The organism is Phycisphaerae bacterium (assembly GCA_012729815.1).
Lineage (GTDB): Bacteria > Planctomycetota > Phycisphaerae > JAAYCJ01 > JAAYCJ01 > JAAYCJ01.
The window spans coordinates 1-1,875 of the sequence record JAAYCJ010000280.1 but is presented as its reverse complement, the minus strand read 5'-3'; the positions used below and the strand labels follow the sequence as shown (position 1 = coordinate 1,875).

Annotated in this window: 1 protein-coding gene and 1 pseudogene; both read right to left on the bottom strand. The window is 64.3% G+C overall.

Annotated features, from left to right (window positions below; translation table 11 throughout):
* Nucleotides 1-285: 285 nt before the first annotated feature.
* Complete coding sequence (locus GXY33_18070) at nucleotides 286-1,416, bottom strand: VCBS repeat-containing protein (protein ID NLX07048.1); 1,131 nt, start codon at nucleotides 1,414-1,416, stop codon at nucleotides 286-288.
* Between the two features lie 121 nt (nucleotides 1,417-1,537).
* Nucleotides 1,538-1,798: pseudogene (locus GXY33_18065) on the bottom strand (tetratricopeptide repeat protein).
* Nucleotides 1,799-1,875: the final 77 nt, after the last annotated feature.

Here is a 1,875-nt window from a genome sequence, read left to right as displayed (position 1 = left end):
ATTCGACCAGTGGTACGCCGCGACCGGTCTGGCGGTCCACGACCTGAATCGCAAAGTACGGGCAGGACGCGTTGGCGTCGGCTGCCGCCTGCAAGGCGCCGCCTGCGAGGACAAGGATCAGAGCGGTGGCTATCGCATGGTATCGTGTCGCGGCTTTTGTGGTCCTCTGCATTGTTCACACTCCTGGGCTGTCGGGTAGGGCGAGCGTCCTCGCTCACTCCATCCTATAGTCGAACGAGTCGCCAATTGAGTTCCGCAGTAGGGCGTGCACCGCACACCTTCTTCCTATCGAGCGGGATTCTCGTACCAGACGACGCCGAGCCCCTTGGCTTCGTGCTGCTCTTCGCATGTCAGCACGTCGAGGTCGCCGTCCGCGTCGAGATCGAGCAGTTCGATCTGGTCGTACTTGATGCCCGCCGGACCGCTGATCTCGTGCCCATGCCACGTCGGTTCGAAGGGCGATTCCCCGTACGAGAGCCACCTGACCCCTGACTTCGGCGGGACGGCGCCCTCGCAAGAGATCACGATGTCGAGTTGCCCGTCCAGATCGATGTCGCCGGCGGCGATCCCCTTGGCGCCGCCCATGTTCGCCGGGAAGGCGATTCGGGACTCGGTCCACCTCCTGCCGGTGGCGTCAAGACGCCGCAGGTACAGGACCTCCGCCGGCTTGCTCGCGACCAGCAGGTCCTCCAGGCCGTCGCGGTCCAGGTCAGCCATTGCGGCGAACATGACTTCTCGATCTTGTCCGCCGACGAAATGACTGGACCATGGCTGACTCTGGGCGGCGCCTCGTCCGGGGTTCTCCAGCCAGCGACAGCCGCGTGCCGGACCTTTTCGGTCCGTGATCAGAATGTCCACGTCCCCGTCGTGATCCATATCGCAGGGCAGGATGGACATGATCCAGCCGGCCTCCGAGATCGGATGCCATCGCCAGTCCTCCATGTGACATGGATCGGGTGGCGATTCGAGCCATCCGAGTTGGGCATCGCGATTCTTGCCCCCGGCGATAAGATCGATGCCGTTGTGGCCGTCCACATCGACGGGCCGCGCGTACATCCACTGCATTCGATCCTTCGTGGCAGGGATTTCCTCCTGCCTCCAGGCCGACGCCGACAGCAGGCGATCTTTGTCGGTGGGGGCCCAGTTCACGAACATGGTACGTGTGTCGCCTTCGCAGCAGGTTACGATGTCGGTTGCGCCGTCGGCGTCGAGGTCCGCCCAGACGGCGTCTTCCACGGAGGTCGTGTGTCCAACCGTCACGGCGGACCAGGGCTCGCCGGAGTCGGCCGGACCGGGATTCAGATAGGCCCGGGTGACGCCGCCTTCCTCCCAGCCGGTGGCGATGTCGAGCAGAGCGTCTCCGTCGATGTCCGCCAGCTTGATGCCATCGGCTCCCCGCGAGGAATCATCGATCACGTGACAGGCCCACGAGGTTGCGAAGCAATCGCCGGTCGTTGCTGATACGGACACGAGCAGCGTCAAGACCCGCAAGAGGGCCATCATGCACGGTCCCGGTGCGTTCCTTCGTCGAGTGTGATCAGTTCGGTCCATTCAGGAGGATTCTCAGTGAGTCGCGGGCCGGCGCCGAATTCGGGTCGAATCGCAGGGCGGTCTGGAATTCCTTGATCGCCTCGGTCCGCTGTCCCTGTCGGGCGAGCAGCGTCCCCAGAGTGCAGTGGAGGACGGCGCTGTCGGGCGAGAAGATCAGGCCTCGCCGGCAGACCTCCGTCGCCTCGGCGTGTTTGCCTTCCGCCGCGAGGATCTTGGCGAGGTTGTTGTAGGCGGGCACGCAGTCGGGCTCCCATCACACGGCCTCGACGTAGTGCTTGCGGGCCTTGTCGTTCTTGCCTCTGCTGTGCCACTGTTCACCCAGAT